Genomic DNA, 23,388 nt, shown 5'->3' with positions numbered 1-23,388 from the left:
CCAGCGTGCGCTGGGGTGACGAAGAAGAAGTGCTCCAAACACATCGCGTTGGTCGCGCTTGTCCGCGTCATGCCAGCGAAAGCTGGCATCTCTCTCAACTGGCAGCTGAGTGACGGTGAAGAGCGACCCCAGCATCCGCCGGGACAACGAAGAAGAAACGCTCCAAATCGACGATGTCTGAATGCCCTTGGCCTCCCGCCCCGCCCGAATTCTGCTATCAAACGCCACGCCCAACCATGCGGAGCCCGCTCATGCGCCCGATCCTGACCGCAGCCCTGCTCCTCCCGCTCGCGGCCTGCGCCCACGCGCCCGGCCAGCCCCCGGCCCCGCCGCCCGCGGCCGAGGGCGCCTGCAGCAATGACGGCCTCGAACGCTTCATTGGCCAGCAGGCGAGCAGCGAGACCGGCGCCGCGCTCCTCCAGGCATCGCACGCCCGCACCCTGCGCTGGGGCCCGCCGGACAGCGCGATGACCATGGATTTCCGCCCCGATCGCCTGACCGTCAGCTACGATCGCACGATGACGATCACCTCCGCCCGCTGCGGCTGAGCGGTGCCTTGGCGATGCGCCCGTCCGCGCATTTCCAGGCGCCCTCTCGCCCCTATCCTGGCCCTGTAGGCTGCGACGGGATCGCCCAGATCCGCGCAGAAGAATATCGCCAACAGGATCGCCCCGCTCCCCCCTCCGTCCTGCCGAACGTCATGCCAGCGAAAGCTGGCATCACTCTCCACCGGCAACCGGATGATCGTTGAGAGCCACCCCAGCTTCCGCTCCACTATATCCACGCATCGCTTCGGCCGCCCCGGCGAAATCCAGCCCCACCGCCTCCGCGTGCCCCTCGATCGCTCGACGGCCATGTCGCGCAACCCCCGCCATGCCGATGTTGACCGACGATCCGATGTCACGGATCCGGCCTCATTCTTCCTCCGTCCCTGCCCGCCGCGCGCGGCTCGCCCTATAAGGCCGGGGCGCGATGAGGCGGGCTCATCGGGCCGGGAGATCAGCCCGCGCGATGGAGAGATGAGGCCGATGGACTGCGAAACGGATGTGCGCGTCTTCTGGAATGCGCCGGAGGATATGATCTCCTTCTTCCACGGCGGCGCCGTGAGCATGAGCATGGTCCCGCCGGGCATCCAGTCGCTCGCCGGCACGCCGATCGCCAATCAGCTCGTCATGGTGGTCAAGGTCCGCGACGCGGATGGCCAGGTGATCGGCCTTCTCACCGAAATGGAGATATTCTCCGATGGCGACGCATTCGAAGTCTATTCGATGCTCGTCCTGTCCGGCCGCGGCACCATCGTCACCCGCCAGACCAAGAATCGCCGCACGCTGATGAAGCCGTTCGAACGCGTCTTCGAGAGCGGCGAGGATTGGTCGGGCGAGATGGATGTGGAGATGAGCTGCGGCCCCCTGCCCGAAGGCTGGGGCGAGATCATCGCCGCCACCGACGAATTCGCCGGCATCACCGGCCGCCACCGCCAGACCATGCGCTTCCGAAAGATCACCGCCTCCGGCTCGGAAGGCACGGCGGAGGAGCTGTTCCGGCTGTCGGGTGGCGGTGCGGATTGAGCGGTGTGCGAGTCTTGCTGTTTGGTGGTTTTCGTCTTCGTTGTCCGGCGTAGCGTTCGAGCGATTCCCAAGCAGGTGGAATTAACCGCGGACTCGTAAATCGTACTTGGAAAACAGGGCGGTTGATCCGATGCGATCCGATGAACCGCTCTGATCGCCGCCATACCGCGCAAATGGGCCGCCCTGACAGCCGGGTTTGGGGCTTATCCGCCGTCCCTGACGACGGCGGCGAACGACAGCTTCCAGCGGGAGCGGACCCGACGGAGGATCAGCCGGATTGTGGGTTTGCCGACTGTTCCGCGGACAGCAGCCGGAACGAATATTGTCGAACGTCCGCAAAAGCGCGGATGAACTGCCACTGGCTCGGAAGCGTCCGTGCCTGAGCCTTGATGGCCCGGAGCGACGTCTCGAAGATGTCGAGGAGACCCTCGACATCGAGTCGCTGCAGCAGAGGATTTTGACGCCCCAACGTGAGGGCAACATCGTTGCGGAGGACCGCCTCGATCATGGCTTCCCAATGCGCGCCTTCCATGGACTGCGTCGCGTCGGCCACAAAATCCGCGAGCCGGCGCGGAAGCCCGACCTCACAGGCAAGCGCAAAGAGAATGGTCGCAAAATTCGCGCCGCGGGTCGAGCGTTCGGGTGACAGAAACTCAGCAAGGTTAGACAGCGGAATTCGCACCCGGATGAGACGGTACAGATTGACCATCCGTTTGACCGACCGCGGCGATTTCGCCGCGAGAGGCGCGAGTGCGGCCATGAGGTCGATTTCGATTGGTTCCAGACGCAAAGCTCTTCGAGACTCGATGAACGTCACATCGGCCGACCGCGGTTCCAAAGCCGAAAATCCGGGATTGCCGTGGTTGTGGACAATCTCGCCAACGACGTCGGAATTCGCGTCGTCGTCGGCATCATCAGCTAGCTCGACAGCGTCATGTTCGTCTTCCGCAGGCCGTCCGAGCAGGCGCCTGATATAGAGTTGCAGGCGCTCCCACCCGGCTGAGTCGCCTGGAGTTGCCCGGATCGGTCTGATCCAGAATGGTATCTGGAATATCTTCTCCAGATAATCGGACGCATTGGGACCGGAGGCATTGCCGGACAGATTATGCTGCCCCTCGAGCGATCGGGCGAGCCATTGGGCGTCGACGGCGACGACGACCACGAAGCTGGGATAGGCCAGCAGCAGGTGAACGGCCTCCAGAACCTCCACAACCTGCTTTTCGCTGCACCGGTCGAGATCGTCTATGTAGATGACAATCCGCTCGATCGCGTCCTCGTCCCCGGCTTCCCGCATGGACTGAACCACAGCGTTCAACTGGTCGAAGCATTTGCGTACCACGCTAAGAATGCCGAGCTTCGAACGGATGGTGGCGACGTCGGCAGACTCCTGGAGCAGATACTCAAGCATCAGTACGGGCGCTGCCGCGGCCCCCTCGCGAACGGCGCCGTATCGCTGGATGAAGGCTTCACTGCTTGCCTGCGTCTCCCTGGCCTTGTCCCGCGCAGATTCGGACTGGCGAAGGCGTTCTTCGGCGTCCCCCAGCTTTTTGCGCGCCGCTTCCTTACGGGTGCGCACATTCGCCCGGAAACTTGCGATCACTCGCCAGGACGGCAGGAGAACGCTAACTGCGCTGACGATCCAGCTCGTCACGATCGGTAGTAGGATGACGAGCCGGGTGGGAATGCCCGGAATGTACCAGGAAACTTTGCCACTCAGGGCAAAAATGCCGGCGATTGTCGCGATTATTGAGAGACCGACAAAAAGCTTCACCCAGATGGATGCACCTCCACGCATGTAATCCCATGCGGCATAGGCCAGCTGGACCATTGTAGACCCACTTCCGGCATACACGCGAAGCCTTGCCTCGGCATCCGTCCCATCGCCGGCGTAGATAGCCTTTCGGATAACATCCTGGGCTGACTTTGTATCGTGGCTCGCCGCCTTGCCGCTCTCTTCATCTTTCTTCTTCTCGGGGCCGAGCAGATCGAGAGCGGTTTGCGCCGCCGCTTGTGCGCCGGACATGGCCTGGTCTCGCTTTGCCGCGTCGATATCCTCGCTTGCGTCCCTGATAGCGCGCTCATGGCTGAGCAACTCTCCGCTTGCCGCCCTGATCAGCTCGGTCTCCTTCGCGGTCCTAGCAGCGACTTCGCTGACCAGCTTCGCGCCTGGAGCAAAGGCAAGGCGGTCATGTCCACCCGACGCAATCTGATCGAACAGCTCCGAGGTCATCGACGCCCAGAGGTTTTCGCTGTCAGCGAATGTCCACGCATTGAACTCGAGTTGCATGACATTGCTGACGCGTGCGACGTCGTCACCGGCCGCGAGCGACGTTCCATTTGCCTTCTCCTCGTGCGCCTGCCTCCCAATCTCCGCCTTGAGCTCCGCCAGCAAGGTGCTCTTCCCTGAACCCCACGGCCCAAAGATACCGATCGCAAGCGGAGGCTCCGCTGACCGCAGGAGCACGATATCAGCGAGTGCCCGGGCGTCGGTGACGGCCCCGAACGCGTCTCGGCCTGCCAGGACCGTATCGGTGGAATATCCCGCCCGCGGGCGTATCGGGACCGAGGGCGGTGCGAACCGCTGCAACTCGACGGCGGCCTCGGCCCACGCATGAGGATTTGAGTTCGCCGGCGTTGCAGGATCGTTGAAGATGCCGATAGTCAGCGATTGCAGGAATTCGAAGGCGGAGCGACCATCGGGGATCGGGTCGAGGTGCGCTAGGGCGGCAGGCGTCCGGACCAAACCCCAGAGAAAGTGATTGATCTGCAGTTCGGATGGACGGCGCTTGATACGATTTCGTAGGACTGCGCCAACCGCAAGCGCCTGCACGACGTCCCAGTGCAGCAGTCCCCAAGATATTCCTGCGAGTTCGGTATCGTCAGCCGACGGGGGCAGCTCGACTGCAGGCGAAATCTCGGCCGCGACTAGTCCCGCGCTCCGAAAGTGTCGCCGGATGATCTGCAGCGGCCGCTTCGGCTTCGAACCGGTATAGGCGCTGATCGCATCAAGCATCGTTTGGGCATTGATAATGGGCGTGCCATCGGCCGTGGATGCCCGTGCGACCGCAGGCGCTTGGCGCAGCACCGATCGGAAATCGCGTGCCAGGTAGCGGATCTTGGTGTTTGGCCACATCCAGTCGTACAGTTCTCGCGCGGCGACCGAATGCCCGATGACCGGGAGAATGGGATCGTTAGGATCGGCGCCGGTGTCCGCCGCGAGCGCCCTGGATCTCAGGCCAAGGCGATGGGCCTGCCCGATTACCGCGTTACGGCTGACCCCACCGATCTGGTTGGAGATCTGTGTCGCTGTAAGTCCATCGTTCCAGAGACTGGTGAGTTGCTGGGATCGCTCGGACGTCCAAGGTGGCGGCGGCAAGGCATCTGCTGCTGCCAGTTCGTCCGGCCCTGCGGCATCGACATTCCGGTGGTCCAACTTACCCTCCCAACATTTGTCAACGACCAACGGATCGAAATCCTGCTTACAGATTTGGCGAGCTTGGCCCAAGTATCTGATACGGAATTAGTCCAAACAAGTAATGGGGTCAGGCTCGCGGACCGCTGGGAGGAACTCAATTCGCTTCCATCGCCGGATCGAACGCGCGACGGGTTTTCCAGATGATGACCAAACCCGACATTATGGCAGTCGTGACCTAAACCTCCGAAGACCTTGGGACGTCAATTACCAAGGGTGATGGCTCGGATTTGCAGCGAGGGTGAGATTTGAACTGACTTGGGCATCAAGCGCGCTGCCGCCAGGGCGCCAAGCGGCAGGCGAATGGCGGATCCTGTCCGGAGCGGACGTTTGTGCCGCTGCTCCCAAATGACCGACATTGGTCGCGTGCGGCCGGAAGCGGAACGCCGCGTCATGGGACATTCCTACTCTGCCGCTTTTGTGACGGGGCGCGGTATAGTTGCCGGTCCTAATCCGGCCAGCCAACTCGCCCCCCAATTGTGGCCGCTCAACAGGGCTTTGAAGCGCCTTGAGACCAGACGATCCGATCATGGCGTGCCGAAGGGGAGCGCGATAAGAAGGGTGAATGCTCGAAAAGCCCACATTTGTTCAGCGGTCAAAATGCTTACGCCTTATATTCAAGCGCGGCGACCGCTGACCGGCCCTACGATTCAAATGGGCCACCGGCTCCAATCGCAGCGGTGAGCGTTTGAAGACGTTGACCGACAAGATGAGGCAGATGCACCCCTTGTCCATGTCTTTCACCCCCCCGCCATCGCAGCAAGACACTCGGTTGTTGCCGTTTCGATGCGGGTCAATGCGTCGAGGCAGCGCCCCCTCCATTCGTTGACCCGAGCCGTGCCTTCCGAGAAAGCCTGAAGAGGAAGGCCGGAGTTGGGAGATATAGCCGTCTGCATCGACGCAGTATAACGCGCACGGGTTGATGATCTATTCCCAAGGCCGGCGGCAAAAGAGACCGTTTCCGTACCATCGCTGTGCGAGGGCGGAGCTAAGCAGTGACTGTTTGACGAGGCTGTTGAGACGAGCCATGAGCCTTGGGTTTAGCTGTGCAGGCAGCGCCAAGCTGACGGGACTACAATTCCGATCGATCGCCTGCTCAGACGATAGCCCACCACATCTCTGATATTCGATAATCACAATCAGGGCCGTATCACTACGCGCAATGTTGCGATTATATCGCTCTTCTCAAGGCTTCCAGAAATAAGTAAGGTCGCTCAAAGCTTCTTCAGCAACCTTGTTAATGCTCCGACCGTTCCAGAATTCGGCCATTAACTTCGACGCTATATCACGAAATAGGTTCCGGAAGGCCGGGAGATCAGCATGGATGGAAGCCAAATAAAATACCCAGACAGCATCGCCTCCAGCATTACGTTTCTTGTATTGAGGAAGGGCTGATATTACGGACTTGACGATGCTCAGTACATCTATGGAAGGATCGGCAAAGGCGTTTACGGCTGCGCCGAGCATGCGAAACTGAGCCCATCTCCATTCTAAGTTCCGGCCTGCGCATGACGTCAAATTGGCATCAATGCGCTCGTTCGCTTCTTCGTGACGCCCAGAGACAATGAGGGAGTCGATGGCGAACCGCTCGATATGAAGCTTCTCCCTCCAGAAGAAAGGTGGTAGATAGAGATGCCTGTCATCGATTTCCTCTTTTGTGTAGACCTGCGCAACGCTTAGTTTGTTTTCGAGAACCCATATCATTCCTTCCTTGATGTTTGACGGTAAGTGATCTGATTTTTTTATTCTGTCTAAAAATTCTTTATCAGGTGTCTCATCCCATTTAACTGGTTTATTTAACACGTACTCTGCTAATAAATATAAGCTTGGATCCATGTCCTCAGCCACGGTGTCGAGCAACACCGCTAAATTATAAATATATTCATCAGAATCGACATATCCTTCATAATCATCCTGAGATTCATTGGATAGGTTGTAAGCGTTTCTGATATTCCTTGATGTTTTCTGATTGACTGCAAATCTTTTGTCGCCCGAAAGTTGCGCAATAAATTCCACAGGTAGTATCGCAGAATCGACGAAGAGGGCATTCCCGGCCAAGTCTGCTAAAGATAATTTAGCGAATTCGAGATCTGTTAGAAAAATAGAAGAATTTTTGAGCAGGGCACCTTCGAGGTTTGCTCTCGAAAAATCAAATCCATCGAGTGATCGATTGGTTAAATCTACGTGTGAAAGATTTGACCTAAATAGCGAGTATGAAGGATCTATACCGCCTACTTCACAAATCTCAAAAATATCTTCTGACTCGATATTAAATATATCAAGCAATCTCTGCGAATCTTGGTTTGAGCGTTTACTCATCAGTCTAACACTGCTGGCTCGGCCGCAGCGACAACGAAAAGCAGGTCGCCATCCAAATGCTCTGGAGACTCTCGCGATATTCGTTTCGCAATAATATTACGCAGTGCCGCTCGCGCCACTTCGCGCTTCTCTCTAAATCCAAGTCGCTCTAGCTTTTCTTGCCACCATGGATTATCCTGGTCGTCTAAGATGTCGATGTTAACATCCCTGATCTTAGCTGATATTCCGAGCAGAATACACCAATCCTGAGAACCAGTCTCGTTAGAAGATAATTCTTTATATTTAAACAGTGAGCCTCGCCCAAAATCAATGACCGGGCCGGAAATCATCTTTTGGCGAGACGATTCACCGTTCCTAAACGATTCCGCTATGTCAAACTGTGGCAGGATATGCCAAACTGGACCGCGATCGTCAAACCCTGCCTCAATCTGCTCAAACGCGTTTGATGACTCCATATGCGTCTTTATGGCATTTTTCTCGTTAGTCTCAAGCCCAAGTCCTGCAATAATCTGTATAATATCTAAAGGGTTCTTAACCCCCTGCGTGGCAGCTTTTATTCTAGAGACGCTGTCTTGAGATACCGTGTTGGTTTGATCTAGGCTAGAGACAATTTTCACAGCATCCGGTCTATTTCTTGCTCCCATCACAGATAGATCATTTATTTTAAGCCCCTCAATGGCTATAGTTCTTAGTTTCGCCTTTGATATGCTTAAATTAAATGAAAACTGCTTTTGCCCCAAATGCGCTGTAAGAGTCTGAGTGCCAAAGCGAAGATGGGCTAGAACTTCCTTAGATAATCCATTTTCACTTGGCTGCGTTACAATTTTAAGGCTGACGCAATCAGGAAAAGGGGTGGCTGGATTATTATTTCCGAACGATTCGGGGATAGCAGCGAGCACTCCAGTGTCGATCACATAGTCCATCCCGGACCTCCGCCCTTGTTGCGTTGAGCATACCTCGATCCCTCCCGTCTACAAGGGCCTAGTGGCCTTACGGAGACGGTTCTGACTGCATATGAACAGGACGTTCTTCATTGGCGGGGTCGTTTAACTTCAACGGCGAGTATCGTACGCTCAATGACCGCTCTCGGGAACCGTCGATCCGCGTCTGAATGGCCGACAGTGCTCCGGAAACAGCCGTTTATCGCGTCGTCAAGCGAGCGTCCGCTTCCGGCCTTCTGCCTCCAAAGCAGCCAAGCAGCTTACGGTCAATGGAGGGCGTTGAAGGATAGGTCCCTGCGACACAACCGGCGACCCGTCATCCCTTATCCCTAATAACTAAACGTCACCGATCCCAGCACCGTCCTCGGCTCCGCATAAAAGGCCTGCCCCCAGGCGAGGCTGTTCAGATATTTCCTGTTGGTCACGTTGCGCAGGTTGATCGTCGCGCGCACCCGGTCGATCAGCTTCACGCCCGCCATCAGGTCCAGCACGGCATAATGGCGCTGGCGGATCACCGCGTCGTTGCCGGCGGCGTCCTGCACATTGCTGTCGGTCGTATAGGTCGAATCCTGCCAGCGCAGATTGGCGCCGATCTTCAGGTCGTTCAGCGCCGGGAAGGCATAGGTGGTGGAAAGCTTCAGTGTCCGGTTGGGGATGTAGGGGAAGGCGCGGTCGCCCGCCGGCGTCTTCAGCGAGAAGCCGGTATAGCCGCCGCTGATCGTCCAGTCGGGCGTGATCCTGCCCGCCACCTCGATCTCGAAGCCCTTGGAAAGGGTGGTCTGCCCCACATAGTAAGTGCCGCCCACCGGCCCGGCGTCGCCCGGCTCGAACGAACCGGCGGCCTCCGCCAGATTCTTCTGCCTGGCGCGGAACAGCGAGGCGGTGGCGTAGAGCCTGCCGCCCAGCCACTGGCCCTTCACCCCCGCCTCGATGCTGTTCCCGGTCGCCGGGGCGAGGCGGGAATTGGCGCTGTTCACCTGGCTCTGTGGATTGAAGATGCCGGTATAGCTGGCATAGAGCTTGATGGCCGGCGTGATGTCGTACAGCGCGCCGAGATAGGGCGTCACCTTGCTATTCTTGCGATCCGCGCCCACGCCATAGCTGTAGCCGGTCGATTTCAGCGAGGTCGCGGCAAAGCCGGTGATCGCGGTCAGCCGGTCGGTCAGGCGCCAGTGCACGGCGCCATAGGCGCGCGTCAGCCGGTCGATCAGCCGGGTCTGCAGCACCGGATCGGGATAATGCGCCGGGGGCAGGTCCACCGTGCCGAGCTGCGAGACCGCGGGATAGGCATAGTCCGCGTCCGACCAGCCTTCATATTCCCGCCCGCTCGATCGGCCGGTGGATACGCCGAACGCCACGTCATGCGTCCGCCCGAACAGCGTCACGGGCCCGGATGCATAGGCATCGAATATGTCCTGCTTATAGTCGGTCGGGTAGAGGCCGGTCGATCCGGCGATGCCCAGCCCGGTCTCCGGATCCGGATAGCCATAGGCGTAGAGCAGCTTCGCTTCATATTGGATGCGGTTGAACGTATAGACGCCCTTCACCGACCAGCCATGGCCGATCTGATAGTGCAGCTCGGCAAAGGCGCTCTGGCTGCGGGTGTTCCAATAGGTCCAGGGCGCCGCGGTGGAGGCGGATCGGCGATAGCGGATCTGGCTGCCGTCGGCATAGGTAAGCGGCAGCGCACCCCACAGCACGCCGTCCGCATCGTTCTGCTGCCGGCTGTAGCCCGCCGTCGCCCTCAGCCTCGGCGTCACGTCCCAGGAGACGATCGCGCCGATCACGGTGCGGTTCACATGATAATAATCGAGATAGGAATCGCTGTCCTCATGCGCGCCCACCAGCCGCGCCTGCACCGTGCCGGCGGCGTTCAGCGGCCCCGACACGTCGCCCTCGATCCGCCGGTCGGAATAGGAGCCGAGGGAAGCGGAGAGGCTGGCCTGGAAGGTCGCGGTCGGCCGCTTGCGCACATAGTTGATCGTGGCGGAGGGATTGCCGACGCCGGTCATCATCCCGTTGGCGCCGCGCACCGCCTCCACGCGATCCCACAGGATCGTGTCGAGGCTGCCGAACTGGATGCCGTCGGAAAGCAGCGGCAGGCCGATGCCGTCCACCTGGAAATTGGTGATGCCGAAGCCGCGCGAATCATATTCCGTGCGGTCGGTCTCCGCGCGCTCCACATTCACGCCCACCACCTGGTCCAGCAGGTCGTTGACGTTGGTCAGCGCGAAATCGCGGATCTGCTGCTGGTCGACGATGGTGATCGCCTGCGGCGTATCGATCAGCTTCAGCGGCAGGCCGGTGGCCGACACGCTCTCCTGCGCCGCGGCGCCGGTGACGACGATATCCTCGCTGCCCCGCGCCGGCGCGGCCGCATCCGCCGCATCCGCGCCGCTTCCCGCATCGGCCGCCTGCGCCGGCACGCAGAGCGCACCCATCGCGACGCCCGTTCCCAGCGCGAGCAAAACCCCCTTCATCGCAACACTCCCTCACCATCACTGCCCCGCGGGCGGCACGGGAGGGGTCTGCTCTATGAAACTGTTGTTGCGAGTCAATATCAAAATATTGCGGGATGTTGCGTGCGCGGTATTTCTTCTCTTCGTCATCCCGGACTTGATCCGGGATCCATCAGCCGCAGCGGCGCCGACAAGACGATACGCTGCGGCCGAATGGATCCCGACTTCCGCTGGAATGACCAGCCGACGTGCCTCCACGCGCACGCGGAGGCCTGCATCCGCCGTTTACTTGTCCAGCGTCTTCACCATGTCGAGATGCTTCTGCACCACCGGCGCGATCTCGCCCGCGGCGGTCTTCAGCGAGGGGACGTCGCCATTCTTGGCATAGTCCTGCATCAGCGACAGCGCATCCTCATGCGCGTCCTTCTGCTCGTCGACATATTCCTTGTCGAAGTCCGCGCCCTTCAGCTTGCCGAGCGAGTCGAGCTTGTCCTGCTGGTCGCTGGTCAGGGTCGCATCCGGCGTGATCGCGGGGCTCGCCTCGCTGGCGGCCTTCTTGATCTTGGCGGTGGATTCGGTGTGCGCCTTCAGCATCGTCGCGGCGAATTCCTTGACGCCCGCCGCGGCGGCATTCGTCGCCGCCAGCTTGGCGGCCGCGATCTCGAACGCGTCGCTCTTCGCCGCCTTGTCCGCGAATTCCTGGCCGCTGGGGGTCGGGGTCAGCGCGTCCTTGGTGGCGTCGACCGCGTTGGAGGCCATGTTGCCCGCGGCTTCGAGCGTGTTGCTTGCGCCATTGGCGGCGGAATCGGCGGTCTGCTCGGCCTTCGGGCCGCACGCGGCGAGGGCCAGCGCCAGCGACGTGACCGTCGCGATGCTTATTGTCTTGTTCAAGGCTTCCTCCTCTTTCGGTGGCGCTACAACGCCGCATGCCCTGCGACGTTCCTGCCGGCCGCGTGGAGGAGGGGGTCAGGCCAGGGTTTCGGCGGCGTCCTTTGCATCCGCCGCGTCCGCTCCATCCGCTCCATCCCCGGCGTGCGGCGCGCGTTCGCCCGCGCCGACGCGGATCGCGTCGGCCAGCGAGGTCTGGTCCAATATGCCGCTCACCGTGTCGCGCACCCCGGCCATCACATGGCGGATCGCGCAGGTCGCCTCGTCCACGCAATCGTCGCAGCGCCGGTAGAAGAGCTTGCTGACGCACGGGACGAGCGCCAGCGGGCCGTCCGTCGCGCGGATGATGTCGCCGAACATGATCTCCTCGGCCGGGCGCGCCAGGCGATAGCCGCCGGCTTGGCCGCGCACGCTCTCCACCAGCCGGGCGCGCTTGAGGTCGACCAGTATCGCCTCCAGGAACTTGCGCGGGATCTGCTCCTCGGCCGCGATCGCGCCGATCTGGCGCGGCCGCTCGCTCCCTTCGGTCTGGGCCAGGTAGATCAGCGCCTTCAGCGCATAGCGTCCGCGTTGGGTCAGCAAATTCTGTCGGCTCCGGAAAAGGAGTGGGGATCGATCCCCTTAGCGCGGAAAAGCCTTTATTGCGACAGGCCAAGCCGAACGGGGATTGACGAATTCTATTCTAGTAAATCCGTAGACTTAATTGCCTCATCAGCGCGCGGCCCTCCCCGGGGTGAAGCGAAATTGCGTCCCGGGATGACGGCCGCGGCGACCCATGCTATCGGCCCGCCCATGCTCAACCTGAACGGCATCACGGTGCGCCTCGGCGGGCGCGTCATCATCGATCGCGCGACGGCCGCCCTGCCGCCGCGCTCGCGCGTCGGCCTGATCGGCCGCAACGGCGCGGGCAAGTCCACGCTGATGCGCGTGATGATCGGCCAGCTCGATCCCGACGAAGGCGGCGTCGACATGCCGCGCGGCACCCGCGTCGGCTATATCGCGCAGGAGGCCCCGGCAGGCAGCGCGACCCCGTTCGAAACGGTGCTCGCCGCCGACACCGAGCGCGCGGCGCTGCTCGATGAGAGCGAGACCTGCCACGATCCCGACCGGCTCGGCGAGATCCACGAGCGGCTGAACGCGATCGACGCCTATACCGCGCCGGCCCGCGCCGCCCGCATCCTCGTCGGCCTGGGCTTCGACGAGGAGATGCAGGGCCGCCCGCTCGACAGCTATTCGGGCGGCTGGAAGATGCGCGTCGCCCTCGCCGCGCTGCTCTTCTCCGAGCCCGACCTGCTGCTGCTCGACGAGCCGTCGAACCACCTCGATCTCGAAGCGACCCTGTGGCTCGAGAATTTCCTGAAGAACTACCGCGCGACGATCGTGGTGATCAGCCACGAGCGCGACCTGCTCAACAATGTCGTCGACCATATCCTGCACCTCGAGCGCGGGCAGGTGATGCTCTATCCGGGCGGCTATGACGCGTTCGAGCGGCAGCGGGCCGAGCGGCTGGCGCAGCAGAGCGCCGCGCGCGAGAAGCAGCTCGCCCAGCGCGAGAAGCTGCAGGCCTTCGTGGATCGCTGGCGCGCCAAGGCGACCAAGGCCAAGCAGGCGCAGAGCCGGCTGAAGGCGCTGCAGAAGATGACGCCGATCGCGGCGGTGATGGAGGATCCCAGCCTATCCTTCGCCTTCCCCGATCCGCCCGAAATGCGCCCGCCGCTGATCACGCTCGACATGGCGTCGGTCGGCTATGGCGACACGCCGATCCTGCAGCGGCTGAACCTGCGGATCGATCCGGACGATCGCATCGCGCTGCTCGGCCGCAACGGCAACGGCAAGACGACGCTCGCCCGCCTGCTCGCGGCGCAGCTCAAGCCGATGGACGGCGCGATGACCGCGTCGGCCAAGATGACGGTCGGCTATTTCACCCAATATCAGGTGGAGGAGCTGGACGTGGACGACACGCCGCTCGACCATATGACCCGCCAGATGAAGGGCAGCACGCCGGCCGCGGTGCGCGCGCAGCTCGGCCGCTTCGGCTTTTCGGGAGACAAGGCGACGCAGAAGGTGGGCAGCCTGTCGGGCGGCGAGCGGGCACGCCTCGCGCTCGCGCTGATCACCCGCAACGCGCCGAACCTGCTGATCCTCGACGAGCCGACCAACCATCTCGACGTCGATTCGCGCGAGGCGCTGGTGCAGGCGCTGAACGATTATTCGGGCGCGGTGGTGGTGGTCAGCCACGATCGCCACATGATCGAGCTGGTTGCCGACCGGCTGGTGCTGGTCGCCGACGGCGCGGCGCGCGAATATGGCGGCACGCTGCAGGACTATACCGACATGGTGCTCGGCAAGACCGACGGCGCGTCCCCGGCCGGCGGCAATGGCGATGCGGGCAAGGGCGACCGCAAGGCCGCCCGCCGCGCCTCGGCCCAGGCGCGCGAGCAGAACAAGGCGCTGCGCGACACGATCGCCGCCGCCGAGCGCGAGATGGCCGCGCTGACCGCGCACCGCACCCGCATCGACCGCGCCATGTTCGACCCCGCTTCCGCCGGGCCGGAAGAAAAGGGCGCGACGATGACCGAGCTGATGAAGCGCCGCGCCGACGTCGAGGCGAAGCTGGAAGCGGCCGAGCTGCGCTGGCTCGAAGCCTCGCAGGCGATGGAGCAAGCGGCCTGACGCAGCGGCGCAGGCGCTCGTGGTTAACGACGTCGCGCTGCCCGTTACCGTATTCGGATCGGGGCGCGGCCGGTTGGCCGATCGGGTAAACTCCGAGTCACCGGCCCATATTTGCCCCCCGCCAGGGGTAATCGCCGGCACCTGGGCCCAGCGCGTTGCTGGGCCCTTTGTTTGTCGGTGCGCACGGCACGCTCCCCTTAGTCCCTAGGATGGGTTGTGCATGCGTTTGGCAAGAAACGGGTAATCGAACATGGCGGCCGTTCACGGGGCGACCATGCCGACCGCTTGAAATATCGGCGCAAGGCTTGCCCTTCCGCGGGGATCGCGCTTCATGGAGCGATGAACCGCGCCGCGATGCTCGCCCCTTCCCGTTTCTCTTCTTTCTTCCGAGCCGCATTCGCCGCTTCCGGCGCGCTGCTGGCGGCGGCCTGCGGCCGTGAGGCGCCGGTCTATTATACCGGGCCGGCGTCGGGGCATTTCGACGGCAAGCGCTTCTTCAATCCCGACGGAGAATCCGGCACGGGCGGTGCACAGCGCGATGGCGCGATCGCGTTCATCGAAATCGGGCTCGGCCGTGCGGGCCATCATGGCTGGCCGTCATCGGTGCCGATTCGTCCCAGCGTGCCGCCACGCCGTGTCGACGGGCAGGATATGCGCGTCACCTGGATCGGCCACGCTACCACGCTGGTGCAGACGGAAGGGCTCAACATCCTGATCGATCCAGTCTGGGCGACGCGGGACTCCCCCGTGCAGTTTGCCGGGCCCAAGCGGGTGCGCGCGCCGGGCGTCGCGCTTTCCGATCTGCCGCCGATCGACATCATCCTGATCAGCCACAATCACTACGACCATCTCGATATTCCGACGCTGCAGTTCCTGGCGCAGCGCGACAAGCCGGCGATCCTCGCCGGCCTCGGCAACGATACGCTGCTCGCCGATTACGGCCTCACAGCGATCGCGCGGGACTGGGGCCAGACGGTCATGCTGCGCGGTATACCCATTCGGCTCACCCGAGCCCATCATTGGAGCGCGCACTGGCTGAACGATCGCGATCGAGCGCTCTGGACCGGCTTTCGCCTGACCTTGCCCGGCGGCGACCTCTTCTATGCCGGCGACACGGGGGCGGGTGACATGCATTGGCCGGTCGAGGCGCGGGGACAGGCGCCGATCCGTTTCGCCATTTTGCCGATCGCGCCCTACAAGCTGCTCGGCCCGCCGACTGGAAACCATATCGATCCCGAGCAGGCGGTGGCGGCTTTCTCGATGCTCGGCGCCGCCTATGCGCTCGGCGTGCATTGGGGGACGTTCCAACTCGGTCCCGAGCCGATCGACGGGCCGCCCAATCGGCTGCGCGCCAGCCTGGCCGCCCACCACATCGATGCGGTGCGTTTCCGGACGATGGAAGCGGGCGAAAGCTGGATGATCCCGCGCCTGCCGGTGGCGGCGAAGGAATGACGATCCCGTCCGGATCCAGAGCCCTGTCGCGGGTCGCCTACGCCGCCTGACCGATCGTCACGGCCTTTGCCGCCTCCACCGCGCGGCGGCAGAGCGCCAGGAAGGATTCGCGCGTGTCGCCGGCGCTGTGCGGCGTCAGGATGGTGTTGGGCACGTCCCGCCAGCGGCTGCCGTCCTCCGGCTCATGCGCGAAGACGTCCAGCGCGGCCTGGCCGAGGCGGCCGTCCTTCAGTGCGGCGATCATCGCCTCCTCGTCGATGACGAAACCGCGTGCGACGTTGACGAGGCATCCGTCCGGCCCCAGCGCCTCGATGACCGCGCGCGAGATGAGGCCGCGCGTGCTGTCATGGGCGTAGATGGCGACGGCCAGCACCTCGCTTTCGGCCGCCAGTTGCTCGAGCGATTCAACGCGCGGCCATGGCACGCCGGGCTTGTCGCCGCGTCCCCACCAGCGCGTATCGCAACCGAAGGCGTCGAGCCGCTCGGCGATGGCGCGGCCGATATTGCCGAGGCCCACGATGCCGACGCGGGCGCCCTTCATCGATCGGCTGGGGGCGATGCGGCTCTCCATCCAGCGCCCTTCGCGCACCCAGCGATCGCCCTCCAGCAAGCGGCGGCGCGCGGCGAGGATCAGGCCGACGGCATGATCGGCGACATCGCCCGCATGCGTGGCCCCCGCCGCGTTGATGCGGATGCCGCGCGCTGTGGCATGGGCGGTATCGACGCCCTCATGGCCGGCCCCGAACACGATGATCTCCTCGAGGTCGGGCAGGCGATCGAGCAGCGTGCGGTCGAACGGATCGGCGCCGGCGGTGATCGCCGCGCGAATGCCGCGGCCGTTGCCCGCGTCCAGCCAGGCATCCCAGCCCTGGTCCGCCATCCAGGGGCCGACGATCACGAAAGCGCCGTCAGCCATGGCGGCAAGCGGCTTCGAGAGCCCTTCGTGGAGCATGATCACGCGAGGGGCGGGCGAAGCGGTCATCGGACACATCCTTTCCGGTCGGGTCATAGCCCCGATCGTGCCTTTAGCATCGCCTGCACCGTGCCTGTCCAAGGCCAGGCTTGCTTTTTCCGGACCAAAAGGGCGGGCGCCAGGTGTTCAAGCAGCGGCGATGCGGTCCGGCCTGGCGACTAGGAGCAGCGCCGCGATGATCAGTCCGAAGGAGCCGAGCGCGATCAGCGCGCCGCCCGCCTGCATCAGCCGGGCTACCGGCTCGAGCCCGAGCTGCGCGATGAAGGGCGCCCCGTAGAAAGCGGATTTCGCATAGCCGGTGTTGCGGGCGCGGTCTTCCGGCCGACCGGTGATGGCGACCAGCGCGTAGAGGCAGGGGGAGAGCAGGCCGATGCCGAAGCCTGCCACGATCTGCGCCGCCATCACGCCGGCGAGGCTGGCTGCCATGCCGATGCCGATCACGCCCGCTCCGGCGAGGGCGAAGGCGGCGCAATAGAGGCTCCGGTTCGATGCATGCTCGCGCAGCATGCCGAATGCAAAGGCGGTCACGGCGCCAGCCAGCGTGCCGATCAGCAGACCGAGGCTGATCTTGTTGGTGTCGGTGACGCCGATGTCCGCCAGATGGAAGGAAACGAAGGAGGAGTGGCCCCCGGCGACGATGCCGGTGACGAGTGCGATCAGCACCAGCATCGCGGGAAAGCCGGCGCCGGCCGCTGCGCGTCGGTTCGCGGCGCGGTCGGTCGGGCGCGTGGCGCGCGGTGAATCCGGCACTCCGGCGAGGATCAGCAGCAGCTGTGGAACCGCGATCAGGTGCATCGCAAAAGGCAGGCGCCAGTCGATCGAGCCGAGCGCGCCGGCGATGGGAAAGGTCGCCACCGCGCAGAGCGTGCCGACCATCGAGAAGATGCCGATCCAGCGGTTCCGGCGGCTTTCGTCGAAAGCGGTGAGCAGCAGCGTGATGTGCAGCGTGGAATTGATGGCGGTGACGAGGCCGAGCACCAGCCGCGTGCCGATCAGGATCCAGATATTGTCGACCAGCGCGCCCGCCATGCCGGCGATGCCGTAGAGGATCGCGGCCCCGATCAGCACGCGCCGGCGCCCATATCGCTCGGTCAGGAGCGTGGCGAGCGGTGCGCCGAAGATCATCGCGAGGCTGACCGCATTGAACAGGAAGCGCACCAGTGCCGGCGCATCGGGCACGTCGGCGAAATGCGCGGCGATCTTGGGTAGAACCACGGCGAGGCCGACGATCGCATAGACGGAGAGCAGCGACGAAAAGAGCAGCGAGGCCTTTCCCATCGCGCCGAGCGGGGCCGTCTCGCCCGTCCCGGCACTCTGGCCGTCGTCCATGCCGAGCCTCCTCATCCCATCGTTCGTTCTCGCCCATCACGATAGCGCCCGCATTTCGGCACAAGCGCTGCTATCTTTTGTCCCAGAGCTGCTTTGGCGAGTGCCGCTGCGACGCGCGGTCGCTTGTGGCGCAAGGTCATGCTGTCGAATCCGGGCCGCAATCGAGACGCCATATCCTACGCGCCTTGGTCCTGGCGGCCCGGCCGCGTTAAATGGCACGTATGCAAGACAGTCTCACCGTCGCCCAATCCCTCGTCTCCCGCTTCGAGCGTATGGTCCGCCGGGACGGCAGCCGGATCCGCCTGATCGGCGTCGACGAGAGCCTCGTGCGCATCGGCTATGTGCCGGGTGTCGATCCGGATTGCGCCGATGGCGTGTGCGTGCTGCCGGAGGTGGAGCTGCAGGCGATGATGGCCGAGGTGCTCGCTGCCCAGGCTCCCGCGCTCAGCGTCAAGGTCGAGCGCGAAGCGGCCTGAGCCGGTCCGCATAGTTTAAGGCCGTACCCGCTCCCAGAGATCGTCGAGCGCTTTGCCGTCGAAGAAAGCGGTAACCCGTATCAGCCGTCCGTTCCGCATCGCCATGATCCAGGCATAGCTGTTGCGATAGGTCCAGCCGTCGTTGGTGATGCCCGCGCCGTCGAACCAGGCGACGACGCTGTCACCGTCGGCATAGATGCCGTGAATGGTGCGCGGGCGGAAGCGATCCGGCGATCGCGCGAAACGCCCGCCAAACGGGCCGAGTATCTGCGCGAGGATGCGGGGCTTGCTCTCCACCGTGCCGGCCAGCACCGAGCTGCCCGCGATCGTCCAGCGCGCGTCGTCGGCGAGCAGCGCGGGCAGGGCGTCGAAATCACCGCCCTGCCATGCCGTCAGCATCGCCTCGATCGCCATGCGGTTCGCGTTCACCGCGCGTTTTCCCGATCAGCCGGCCGCCTTCACCGGCTTGGTCACCGAATGGGTGCCGCCGAAGCAATATTGGCTGCGGCCGGCCGATGCGCCCACCACGAAGAATTCCCAGCTGTCGACGCCGGGCATCACGTTGACCAGCGTCTCGGGCGCATCCTCCAGCCAGGCAAGCTCGGGGTGGGATGTGCGGAAGCTGTCATATTCCTGGTTGAGCATCAGGTCGGCGAAGCTGAGCTTGGTGCGGCGGTGGATCGCCTCCGCTATGTCCTGCGGCCCCCAACCGCCGCGCGCGAACACGTCGGCATGGTCGGGCGCCAGCAGCATCAGGTTCGAGACCTTGCCGTGGAAGGGATAGCCGGCGGAGAGCGGCGCATCCTTCTTGATCAGCCACTCGCCCATCGAGGGCGATCCGCAGGTGTTGGCGGTCAGCGTCGCCAGCGTATCGACCAAGCCTTCGCAGGTCGTGTTCTTGAAATCGAAGAATTCGGTCATGCCATAGGGCACGTTCACCGTGACGGTGCTCTCGTCCTTGGAAAAGCCCATCTGCTCGCGCCACGAGGCCCAGGGCGTGCGATCCTCATTCTCGGCCACGCAGGCGGAGAATTTCATCGAGGAGCCGATCGTGTCCATGTCCGATATGCCGGGGTAGGAGAGACCGACATTCATCACGATCAGCCGGAGCGCACGGCCGATCACGACGTTCACCTCGCTGATCGAGCCCGGCCCGAGCGCACAGATGCCGCGATTCATGCCGATCTCGTCGGCGATCGGGCCGGAGACGCAGATCAGCGGCGCTTGCGGCCCGGTCGACATCGCCCAGGTGCGCAGGCCGAGCGACGGATCGAGCACGCAATCGACCGTGGCCATGATCACCGGCATCATCTCCGGCCGGCATCCCGCCATCACCGCATTGGCCGCGATCTTGCGTACCGTGCCGACGCCGAAGCCGGGCGCGAACAGGCCGACCACCTCGGATCCGTCGCGGCCCGATGCGGCGATCATCGCCTCCACCTTGGCATGGGTCGGCGGCATCAGCGGCAGCCCGTCCGACCAGCCGTTGCGCACGAAGCGGCGCTGCATCGTCTCGAACGCGTCCATCAGGTCCTCGCCGTGGAAGACCAGCTCGGGCGCATTGTCGAGGACGAGGCTGTCGAACTGCGGCGGCGCCTCCATGATCGTGCGATCGACGGTCAGCGCGTCGACCAGCCGGTCGAACACGCCGTCCACCATCTCGCCGATCTCAGCGGTGGACTTGTTCGAGAAGCAGTGCGGCACGATCAGCGGCACCGCCTCAGGCACGCCGAAGGTCTTGCAGGAGAAGCGCGAATCCTCGTCGAAGATCACCGCGGTGAAGCCGACCGCGGGCACGCCGCGTTTTTCCAGCTCGCAGAGGTCGCGCATCAGCCAGCTCGTACAGCTGCCGCAATCCGCGGTGGTGCAGACGGCGGCATCGGCTTCGGCGGCGACATGGTCGAGCTGCTCGGGCGACATGTAGCGCAGCACCCCGCCCATTTCGCCGGTCAGCTCGATGAAGCGCACGTCCCTGAACCGCTCGGACAGGCGAAGCTTGGCCTGGGCCAGCGCGTCGAGCCCGTTCTGCTTGCCGTTCCAGTAGAGCGCCACCGTCTTGCCGTCGAGCGTGGCGGGCCGCGGCGCGGGCTTGAAGCGGGTCGTCGGATCGACGTCGGTCTGCGCCTCCGCGACGGGATTGACGATGGTAAGGCTGGCCTGCGTCACCGTGCCGTGCATTGGGTCATCCTCTCGCTATGCTTTGCCGGTTCATATCGGCGCTTCTCGTTCCGAACATATCATGGCGCTCGTGGGCGCGTCGCCACGAAGCGCCGTTTCCGCAGGGCGTCGATAGTGAAATGAGGCCAGAAGATCGGGCCGTGCCGACGATGACGGTCGCGCATCGCCTCGCTATGCTGCGCCTTCGATGACCCTGGTCGGAGATGGTGCGTGATGGTGCCGGGCCTCCTGATGTTCGTCTTGGCTGCCGCTGCGCCGGATACTGCCACGGGCGCCGTTGCCGAGACGGCGGCCATGGCGGCTGCGCGGGCGAACCGCGCGGCGATGAAGGCACCGCCCGTCTTCAAGTCCGGCCCGGAAGCGGAATTCCCGGAGGGTGCGCGGGAGGCGGGCGAGTTCGGCAAGGCGATCGTTTCCGGCATCGTCGGCGCGGACGGGCGCATGACGGAGGCCAGCATAGCGCTGAGCACCCGCTCCGCGCGGCTCGACGCCGCCGCGCTCGCCGCCGCGCAGGCGAGCCTGTTCGATCCGGCGCGGGATGCGGCGGGGACCGCGATCGCGGTACCGGTTCGCATGCCGTTCGAATTCAGCAATGCCAAGGGGCCGGGCAAGGGCGGCGGTGTGCTGCGTTATCGCTGCGATCAGGTGGTGCGCGACTATGACTGGTGGTACGCCACCTGGCCCGCCGATGCGCATGACGATTTCTATCTGATGACGCTCGGTTTCTCGATGATCGCCAAGAGCCGCACGGCAAAGGGCGAACTGGATCCCTCCGCGATGGGCAAGGTCAATCGCGATTTCGACGAGCGCTGGCGCGCCGCGGTAGAGACATGTCGCAAGACGCCGGAGAGGCTGTTCATCGACGTGCTGAAACCCGAAGGGGAGCTGCTCCGGCACCTTGGCGGCGGATAGGTGCGGTTTTCCGCAAAACGCCGAAAAATGGGGCTGCTGAGCGGGTAAGCTATTGTGCGAAAGCCCTTTCGTATCCGTTATGGCATATTACCGGGTTGCAATGATGCGCCGCGGCATCTAAGGGCCCCGCTCGGGGCGCGCAGGTCAATAATGGCCGCTAATATATTGTGATTCAGGGGAAGTTTTTCGACATGATGAAATTTGCTATTGCGTCTGCCGCGGCGCTGTTCGTGGCTGCGCCGGCTTTTGCCGACACCTTCGACGGCTTCCGCGTCGAGGTCAACGGTGGCTGGGATCGCATTGGTGCGAAGATCAGCGACGGCTATGACTCGTTGAAGGGTCATAAGACGGGCTTCAACTACGGTGTCGAAGCAGGCTGGGACTATCAGAGCGGCGGCTTCGTATTCGGGCCTTACGCCGGCGTCGATTTCTCGACGGCCAAGGAATGCACCGAAGTCTATGGCGACGACCGGGCTTGCCTCAAGGCTGGCCGCAATTTCGAGGCCGGCGTGCGCGCTGGTGCGGTCGTCAGCAAGGTTGCGCTGGTCTACGCAAAGGTCGCTTATGCGAATGGCCGCGCGAAGCTGACCTATAAGGACTATCTGTATCCGTCCAACAACTTCTCCGAGGGTGCGAACCGCGGCGGCATCCGGGTTGGTGTCGGCACGCAATATGCGCTCAGCAGCAATGTCTATCTGAAGGCGGAATATCGCTATACGCATTACAAGACGGTTCGCGACGACTACACGGATCTCAGTCTGCATCTGAACCGTAATCAGGTTGTCGGCGGCATCGGCTACCGCTTCTGATTACGTACCGGGAGCGCTCATAGGGCGCTCCCGCCTCCACGGCCGCGTCAATCGGCGGCCTTGCGATACGGCCCGAAGGCTTGCGCAGCCCCGCGCAGTTGACACGCCGCCGCCGCAGCCATGACATCGCGTCATGTGCAATCTCTATCGTCTGCCGACAAAGGGCTGGGAACTGCCCGACTATTACAAGGCGGAGGACGTCTGGCGGCAGCATCTCGCCCTCGACAAGGTCTATGCCTCACCAGGCAAGCCTGCGCCGGTGCTCGTCCGCGAGGACGGACGGCTGGTGCTGAAGCGCATGGTCTGGGGCTTTCCGGAAGGAAAAAGGCCGCGCAAGACCAAGGCGAAGGAAGGCCAGTCTCCCTGGGTCTGGGACAAATATTACACCAATGCGCGTAATCTCACCCTCGGCCTTTGGAAACCGTGGGTTTCCGATCCCGCCCATCATTGCCTGGTGCCCTTCACTACCTTCGCCGAGCCGAAGGCAGCCGCCGCGCGCGGAGGGACCGATGATCTGAACTGGTGGTTTCTCCAGCCCGGTCGGGCCGTCGCCTGTTTCGCGGGCATCTGGAAGCCCGATGCCGATCATGGCCCGGTCTATTCCTTCCTCACCTGCGATCCCAATCCGCTGGTCGCGCCGCTCCATCCCAAGGCGATGCCCGTAATCCTGCAGCCGGAGGATTATGACCGCTGGCTCTCCGCAGGTTTCGACGGGGCGATCACACTGCAGGCGCCCTTTCCCTCCCAGCTGATGGCGCTCGGCCCCAATCCCGATCATGCCGATCTGGAAGCGCGCTTTCCCGATATGACGGACGAGGATCTGCGCGGCGCCTATCGCGCGGCCAAGCCGGGTTCGATTGCGCGCGAGCGCATCCTGGCCGAGGCGCGACGGCGCGGGCTCGGGCAATGATCGCAGCCACGCGGATCAGCTCTCCGCCA

18 protein-coding genes are annotated in these 23,388 nt (G+C 63.4%); 8 read left to right on the top strand and 10 right to left on the bottom strand.

Features of this window, described 5'->3' with window-relative positions; translation table 11 throughout:
• Positions 1 to 236 precede the first annotated feature (236 nt).
• A complete protein-coding gene (locus tag GQY20_RS08630) occupies positions 237 to 548 on the top strand; it encodes an I78 family peptidase inhibitor (protein WP_232475957.1) in 312 nt (103 codons plus the stop codon).
• A gap of 480 nt (positions 549 to 1,028) precedes the next feature.
• Complete coding sequence (locus GQY20_RS08625; RefSeq protein ID WP_157216643.1) at positions 1,029 to 1,568, top strand: hypothetical protein; 540 nt, start codon at positions 1,029 to 1,031, stop codon at positions 1,566 to 1,568.
• A gap of 268 nt (positions 1,569 to 1,836) precedes the next feature.
• Here the strand turns inward: GQY20_RS08625 and GQY20_RS08620 are convergent, their stop codons facing one another.
• The 6 genes from GQY20_RS08620 to GQY20_RS08595 form a co-directional block, all read right to left on the bottom strand.
• A complete protein-coding gene (locus GQY20_RS08620) occupies positions 1,837 to 5,001 on the bottom strand; it encodes a P-loop NTPase fold protein (RefSeq protein ID WP_157216642.1) in 3,165 nt (1,054 codons plus the stop codon).
• Positions 5,002 to 6,225: 1,224 nt separating this feature from the next.
• Complete coding sequence (locus GQY20_RS08615; RefSeq protein WP_157216641.1) at positions 6,226 to 7,359, bottom strand: pentapeptide repeat-containing protein; 1,134 nt, start codon at positions 7,357 to 7,359, stop codon at positions 6,226 to 6,228.
• A complete protein-coding gene (locus GQY20_RS08610; protein WP_157216640.1) occupies positions 7,359 to 8,282 on the bottom strand; it encodes a hypothetical protein in 924 nt (307 codons plus the stop codon). Before GQY20_RS08610 ends, GQY20_RS08615 begins: the two co-directional genes overlap by 1 nt.
• A gap of 347 nt (positions 8,283 to 8,629) precedes the next feature.
• A complete protein-coding gene (locus GQY20_RS08605) occupies positions 8,630 to 10,780 on the bottom strand; it encodes a TonB-dependent siderophore receptor (protein WP_157216639.1) in 2,151 nt (716 codons plus the stop codon).
• Between the two features lie 264 nt (positions 10,781 to 11,044).
• Positions 11,045 to 11,650, bottom strand: a complete 606-nt coding sequence (locus GQY20_RS08600; RefSeq protein ID WP_232475956.1) for a DUF4142 domain-containing protein — start codon at positions 11,648 to 11,650, stop codon at positions 11,045 to 11,047.
• Positions 11,651 to 11,725: 75 nt separating this feature from the next.
• On the bottom strand, positions 11,726 to 12,229 hold the full coding sequence (locus GQY20_RS08595; RefSeq protein WP_157216638.1) for an RrF2 family transcriptional regulator: 504 nt from the start codon (positions 12,227 to 12,229) through the stop codon (positions 11,726 to 11,728).
• Positions 12,230 to 12,439: 210 nt separating this feature from the next.
• Here GQY20_RS08595 and GQY20_RS08590 point away from each other — a divergent pair, with 210 nt between their 5' ends.
• Positions 12,440 to 14,320, top strand: coding sequence for an ABC-F family ATP-binding cassette domain-containing protein (locus tag GQY20_RS08590; protein ID WP_157216822.1), 1,881 nt, complete (start codon positions 12,440 to 12,442; stop codon positions 14,318 to 14,320).
• A 339-nt stretch (positions 14,321 to 14,659) separates the two neighbouring features.
• Complete coding sequence (locus GQY20_RS08585; RefSeq protein ID WP_232475955.1) at positions 14,660 to 15,772, top strand: MBL fold metallo-hydrolase; 1,113 nt, start codon at positions 14,660 to 14,662, stop codon at positions 15,770 to 15,772.
• A gap of 37 nt (positions 15,773 to 15,809) precedes the next feature.
• On the opposite strand, the gene GQY20_RS08580 is transcribed toward GQY20_RS08585, so the two are convergent.
• Together GQY20_RS08580 and GQY20_RS08575 are read right to left on the bottom strand one after the other, a co-directional pair.
• Positions 15,810 to 16,754 (bottom strand): NAD(P)-dependent oxidoreductase, encoded by a 945-nt coding sequence (locus GQY20_RS08580; RefSeq protein WP_157216637.1) that lies wholly within the window; start codon positions 16,752 to 16,754, stop codon positions 15,810 to 15,812.
• A gap of 117 nt (positions 16,755 to 16,871) precedes the next feature.
• Positions 16,872 to 18,074 (bottom strand): MFS transporter, encoded by a 1,203-nt coding sequence (locus GQY20_RS08575; RefSeq protein ID WP_198350878.1) that lies wholly within the window; start codon positions 18,072 to 18,074, stop codon positions 16,872 to 16,874.
• A gap of 212 nt (positions 18,075 to 18,286) precedes the next feature.
• On the opposite strand from GQY20_RS08575, the gene GQY20_RS08570 reads away from it, so the two are divergent.
• A complete protein-coding gene (locus tag GQY20_RS08570) occupies positions 18,287 to 18,550 on the top strand; it encodes a hypothetical protein (protein WP_157216635.1) in 264 nt (87 codons plus the stop codon).
• A gap of 15 nt (positions 18,551 to 18,565) precedes the next feature.
• Here GQY20_RS08570 and GQY20_RS08565 read toward each other — a convergent pair whose 3' ends face one another.
• Both GQY20_RS08565 and GQY20_RS08560 read right to left on the bottom strand, forming a co-directional pair.
• Entirely contained in the window at positions 18,566 to 18,979 is a 414-nt protein-coding gene (locus GQY20_RS08565) for a nuclear transport factor 2 family protein (protein ID WP_157216634.1), read from the bottom strand.
• Between the two features lie 15 nt (positions 18,980 to 18,994).
• A complete protein-coding gene (locus GQY20_RS08560) occupies positions 18,995 to 20,728 on the bottom strand; it encodes a UGSC family (seleno)protein (protein ID WP_157216633.1) in 1,734 nt (577 codons plus the stop codon).
• A 213-nt stretch (positions 20,729 to 20,941) separates the two neighbouring features.
• Between GQY20_RS08560 and GQY20_RS08555 the strand changes: the two genes are divergently transcribed.
• The 3 genes from GQY20_RS08555 (at position 20,942) to GQY20_RS08545 (ending at position 23,359) form a co-directional block, all read left to right on the top strand.
• Positions 20,942 to 21,640 (top strand): TonB family protein, encoded by a 699-nt coding sequence (locus GQY20_RS08555; RefSeq protein WP_157216632.1) that lies wholly within the window; start codon positions 20,942 to 20,944, stop codon positions 21,638 to 21,640.
• 191 nt (positions 21,641 to 21,831) lie between these two features.
• The gene (locus GQY20_RS08550; RefSeq protein ID WP_157216631.1) at positions 21,832 to 22,449 is read left to right on the top strand and encodes an outer membrane protein; all 618 of its coding nucleotides are present in this window, start codon (positions 21,832 to 21,834) and stop codon (positions 22,447 to 22,449) included.
• Positions 22,450 to 22,582: 133 nt separating this feature from the next.
• Positions 22,583 to 23,359: an SOS response-associated peptidase family protein gene (locus tag GQY20_RS08545; protein WP_157216630.1), complete on the top strand. Its 777-nt coding sequence runs from the start codon at positions 22,583 to 22,585 to the stop codon at positions 23,357 to 23,359.
• Positions 23,360 to 23,388: the final 29 nt, after the last annotated feature.

Source organism: Flavisphingomonas formosensis, from assembly GCF_009755815.1.
In the GTDB taxonomy this organism is placed as follows: domain Bacteria; phylum Pseudomonadota; class Alphaproteobacteria; order Sphingomonadales; family Sphingomonadaceae; genus Flavisphingomonas; species Flavisphingomonas formosensis.
The sequence above is the reverse complement of the archived record's forward strand: the minus strand, read 5'-3'. Positions and strand labels throughout refer to the sequence as shown.

Coding starts and splice junctions, on each gene's coding strand:
- GQY20_RS08560 (WP_157216633.1), bottom strand. CDS start 20,728: ATGCACGGCACGGTGACGCAGGCCAGCCTTACCATCGTCAATCCCGTC.
- GQY20_RS08630 (WP_232475957.1), top strand. CDS start 237: ATGCGGAGCCCGCTCATGCGCCCGATCCTGACCGCAGCCCTGCTCCTC.
- GQY20_RS08575 (WP_198350878.1), bottom strand. CDS start 18,074: ATGGACGACGGCCAGAGTGCCGGGACGGGCGAGACGGCCCCGCTCGGC.
- GQY20_RS08585 (WP_232475955.1), top strand. CDS start 14,660: ATGAACCGCGCCGCGATGCTCGCCCCTTCCCGTTTCTCTTCTTTCTTC.
- GQY20_RS08615 (WP_157216641.1), bottom strand. CDS start 7,359: ATGAGTAAACGCTCAAACCAAGATTCGCAGAGATTGCTTGATATATTT.
- GQY20_RS08590 (WP_157216822.1), top strand. CDS start 12,440: ATGCTCAACCTGAACGGCATCACGGTGCGCCTCGGCGGGCGCGTCATC.
- GQY20_RS08545 (WP_157216630.1), top strand. CDS start 22,583: ATGTGCAATCTCTATCGTCTGCCGACAAAGGGCTGGGAACTGCCCGAC.
- GQY20_RS08625 (WP_157216643.1), top strand. CDS start 1,029: ATGGACTGCGAAACGGATGTGCGCGTCTTCTGGAATGCGCCGGAGGAT.
- GQY20_RS08610 (WP_157216640.1), bottom strand. CDS start 8,282: ATGGACTATGTGATCGACACTGGAGTGCTCGCTGCTATCCCCGAATCG.
- GQY20_RS08605 (WP_157216639.1), bottom strand. CDS start 10,780: ATGAAGGGGGTTTTGCTCGCGCTGGGAACGGGCGTCGCGATGGGTGCG.
- GQY20_RS08580 (WP_157216637.1), bottom strand. CDS start 16,754: ATGACCGCTTCGCCCGCCCCTCGCGTGATCATGCTCCACGAAGGGCTC.
- GQY20_RS08570 (WP_157216635.1), top strand. CDS start 18,287: ATGGCACGTATGCAAGACAGTCTCACCGTCGCCCAATCCCTCGTCTCC.
- GQY20_RS08550 (WP_157216631.1), top strand. CDS start 21,832: ATGATGAAATTTGCTATTGCGTCTGCCGCGGCGCTGTTCGTGGCTGCG.
- GQY20_RS08555 (WP_157216632.1), top strand. CDS start 20,942: ATGGTGCCGGGCCTCCTGATGTTCGTCTTGGCTGCCGCTGCGCCGGAT.